Genomic DNA, 4,444 nt, shown 5'->3' with positions numbered 1-4,444 from the left:
GTCCGGGTGGTGCTCGTCCTGGTCGCGGTCCTCTTCGCTGAGGTCTCCTTGGCTGTCGTGCCGCCGGCTGCCGGTCCGGTCGCCTTCTTCTCCGCCGCCGGGGCCTTCCCCGCCGCACCTCCGCTCCCTGCCGCTTCCTCGGCCACCGCCTTCTTCGCCGGGCTCCCGGCTGTCGACCCGCCCGCCGTCGTCTTCCTCGCCGGATTCCCGCCGCCGGACGCCTTGCGCGACGCGGACCTGCCGGTGCTGCGGCCCGCCGTGCCCGGCGCTCCCGTGGCGGCCGTCTTGCGGGCAGCGGGCTCCGCGGCGGTGCCGGCCGTCCTGGACGTGGACTTCCGGGGCGCGGACTTCTCCCCGGAGGGCTCCCGGGAGACCGGCCTCCCGGACGTCGCCCCCGCGGCGGCGGAACGCGCGGACGCCGTCTTCCCGGCAGTCTTCTTCGCCACCATGGCCGCGGCCCCTTCACATATTGTGATCTTGCTCGCGAATCGTGCTGGGACGATAAATCGACCCCAGCCCCGCGGCAACGGGGCACGCCGCCGGTTCGGCCCGCCCCGCGCTGCGAGAAGCCGGGACTGCATCGGTTGTGCCCAGCTCTCCGCCCGGTAATCCGCCGTGCGGGCCGCACCGCACCCCAGGAGGACGTCCACGTGCGCCGTGTGGCCATTCGGGTCAACCGCGCCGCGGTCGAAAAGCGGTCGGACGCTCGCCGTGGGGGCCCGTACACTGGGCCCAGCGAAAGGCGTGGATGGGGACGAGTAGCGTCGTACGCAGCCATGAGCGACCCGGGGACGGTGAGAGCCCGGGGGCGAGCGCGATGTGAAGGATCACCCCGGAGCCGCCGGAAGAAAGCCACGGGCATCCCGTGGCCGGTAGAACCGGCGTCGCGACCCCAATGAGGGGGCGGTGACCTGTGCACCGCCAAGGAGGGTGGTACCGCGGGAGCCGCGCAGCATCGGCGCTCTCGTCCCTCCGACGGAAGAGAAACTGTCCGCCGGAGGAGTTCGTAGATGACACCCCCCCAGTACCGTCAGGTGCCGGCCCAGGTCGACCTGCCCGCGCTCGAGCACGCCGTGCTCGACTTCTGGCGCGAGAGCAAGATCTTCACCAAGAGCCTCGAGCAGTCCGAGGGCCGCCCCGAGTGGGTGTTCTACGAGGGCCCACCGACGGCGAACGGCATGCCCGGCGCGCACCACATCGAGGCACGCGTCTTCAAGGACGTCTTCCCCCGCTTCCGCACCATGCGCGGCTACCACGTGGGCCGCAAGGCCGGCTGGGACTGCCACGGCCTGCCCGTCGAGCTCGCCGTCGAGAAGGAGCTCGGCTTCTCCGGCAAGAAGGACATCGAGGCGTACGGCATCGCCGAGTTCAACGCCAAGTGCCGTGAGTCGGTGACCCGGCACACGGACGCCTTCGCCGAGCTGACGACCCGCATGGGCTACTGGGTCGACCTCGACGACGCCTACCGCACCATGGACCCGGACTACGTCCAGTCGGTGTGGTGGTCGCTGAAGGAGATCTTCAACAAGGGCCTGCTGGTCCAGGACCACCGGGTCGCGCCCTGGTGCCCGCGCTGCGGCACCGGCCTGTCCGACCACGAGCTGGCGCAGGGCTACGAGACGGTCGTCGACCCCTCCGTCTTCGTGCGCTTCCCGCTGACGAGCGGCCCGCTCGCGGGCGAGGCCGCGCTCCTGGTGTGGACGACGACCCCGTGGACCCTGGTGTCCAACACGGCGGTCGCCGCGCACCCCGACGTCACGTACGTCGTGGCGACGAACGGCGAGGAGAAGCTCGTCGTCGCCGAGCCGCTGCTGGAGAAGGCGCTCGGCGAGGGCTGGGAAGCCACCGGGCAGACCTTCACCGGCGCGGAGATGGAGCGCTGGACGTACCGGCGCCCGTTCGAGCTGGTCGAGTTCCCGGCGGAGGCCCACTTCGTCGTCAACGCCGACTACGTGACCACCGAGGACGGTACGGGTCTGGTCCACCAGTCCCCCGCGTTCGGTGAGGACGACCTCAAGGTCTGCCGCGCCTACGGTCTGCCGGTCGTGAACCCGGTCCGCCCCGACGGCACCTTCGAGGAGGACGTGCCGCTGGTCGGCGGCGTCTTCTTCAAGAAGGCGGACGAGGCGCTGACCGCCGACCTCGGGGCCCGCGGTCTGCTCTTCAAGCACATCCCGTACGAGCACAGCTACCCGCACTGCTGGCGCTGCCACACCGCGCTGCTCTACTACGCCCAGCCGTCCTGGTACATCCGCACGACCGCCATCAAGGACCGGCTGCTCGCGGAGAACGAGGCCACGAACTGGTTCCCCGACTCGGTCAAGCAGGGCCGCTACGGGGACTGGCTCAACAACAACATCGACTGGGCGCTCTCCCGTAACCGCTACTGGGGCACGCCGCTGCCGATCTGGCGCTGCGAGGACGACCACCTCACCTGCGTCGGCTCGCTCTCCGAGCTGTCCGAGCTGACGGGGACCGACCAGTCGGACCTGGACCCGCACCGCCCGTACATCGACGCGGTCACCTTCGACTGCCCGCAGTGCTCCGCCACCGCGACGCGCGTGCCCGAAGTGATCGACGCCTGGTACGACTCGGGTTCGATGCCGTTCGCGCAGTGGGGCTACCCGTACAAGAACAAGGAGATCTTCGAGAAGCGCTACCCGGCGCAGTTCATCTCGGAGGCGATCGACCAGACGCGCGGCTGGTTCTACACGCTGATGGCCGTCGGCACGCTGGTCTTCGACAAGTCGTCGTACGAGAACGTGGTCTGCCTCGGCCACATCCTCGCCGAGGACGGCCGCAAGATGTCCAAGCACCTCGGCAACATCCTCCAGCCGATCCCGCTGATGGACCAGCACGGCGCGGACGCCGTCCGCTGGTTCATGGCGGCCGGCGGCTCGCCGTGGGCGGCGCGGCGCGTGGGCCACGGCACGATCCAGGAGGTCGTGCGCAAGACCCTGCTGACGTACTGGAACACGGTGGCCTTCCAGGCCCTTTACGCCCGAACCTCGGGCTGGGCCCCCTCGGCCGCCGACCCGGCCCCGGCCGAGCGCACGGTCCTCGACCGGTGGCTGCTCTCCGAGCTGCACGCCCTGGTGGACCAGGTCACGCAGGCGATGGAGGCGTACGACACCCAGCGCGCCGGCAAGCTGCTCTCCGCGTTCGTCGACGACCTGTCGAACTGGTACGTGCGCCGCTCGCGCCGCCGCTTCTGGCAGGGCGACGCGGCGGCGCTGCGGACGCTGCACGACGTGGTGGAGACCGTCACACGGCTGATGGCACCGCTGACGCCGTTCATCACCGAGCGGGTCTGGCAGGACCTGATCGTCCCGGTGGCGCCGGACGCCCCCGAGTCCGTCCACCTGTCCTCCTGGCCGGAGGCCGACCTCGACGCCATCGACCCGACCCTGTCGACCCAGATGGCACTCGTGCGCCGGCTGGTCGAACTGGGCCGTGCGACGCGCGCCGAGTCGGGCGTGAAGACCCGCCAGCCCCTGTCGCGTGCCCTGGTGGCCGCCACCGGCTTCTCGGCGCTCTCCGAGGAGCTCCAGGCCCAGATCACGGAGGAGCTGAACGTCTCCTCGCTGGCGTCCCTGTCCGAGGTCGGCGGCTCGCTCGTGGACACCACGGCCAAGGCCAACTTCCGTGCGCTGGGCAAGCGCTTCGGCAAGGGCGTCCAGGACGTGGCCAAGGCGGTCGCCGCCGCGGACGCCGCCGCGCTGTCCCTGGCGCTGCGGTCCGGCGAGGCGACGCTCGACGTCAACGGCGAGACGATCACGCTCTCCCCGGAGGAGGTCATCATCACGGAGACCCCGCGGGAGGGCTGGTCGGTCGCGTCCGACTCCGGCGCGACGGTCGCGCTGGACCTCGAGATCACGCCCGAGCTGCGACGGGCCGGTCTGGCCCGTGACGCGATCCGCCTCATCCAGGAGGCCCGCAAGAACAGCGGCCTGGACGTCGCGGACCGTATCGCGCTCCGCTGGACCTCCGAGGACCCCGAGGTCACGTCGGCCCTGGCGGACCACGCCTCGCTGATCGCGGACGAGGTGCTGGCGACGGACTTCGCGGAGGGCGAGGCGCCGGACGACACGTACGGCGCGCCGTTCACGGACGAGGGCCTGTCCCTGACGTTCCGCCTCCGCAAGGCGTAACGCACACGAACACTGCGGGCCCGGCCACGTTCTGTGACCGGGCCCGCCGCCTTTTTCCCGGCACCTCCGCCCCGGCTGCCCCCGCCGCCCCGGGCCCTGGCGGTGCCGGGCACGCCCGCTCCTGGCCGCGGGCGCGCCCTGGGCATGGTCGGCCCCGGGGCCCGGCGCATGACGAGCCGGCCTGGATCCGCCGGCCCCGCCCCGAACGTGGCCTGGGTGGGCCGGCCCGAGGCCCCAGGTGGGTGCCCGGGCGGGGCCGACTTCCAGGTGCGGGCGCGTGGCCTGTCCCCTCC

At 71.7% G+C, this 4,444-nt stretch carries 2 protein-coding genes; both read left to right on the top strand.

Features of this window, described 5'->3' with window-relative positions; genetic code table 11:
• Positions 1–609, top strand: a 609-nt coding sequence (locus ACWGH4_RS32000; protein WP_453467040.1) for a hypothetical protein, incomplete at its 5' end; no start/stop codon positions are given.
• Positions 610–1,010: 401 nt separating this feature from the next.
• Entirely contained in the window at positions 1,011–4,151 is a 3,141-nt protein-coding gene (gene ileS / locus ACWGH4_RS31995; protein ID WP_453467038.1) for an isoleucine--tRNA ligase, read from the top strand.
• The last annotated feature ends 293 nt before the right edge of the window (positions 4,152–4,444 follow it).

Source organism: Streptomyces sp. NPDC054847 (assembly GCF_053610925.1).
Note: the sequence above shows the minus strand (reverse complement) of the source record. Positions and strands in the feature narration are given on the sequence as shown.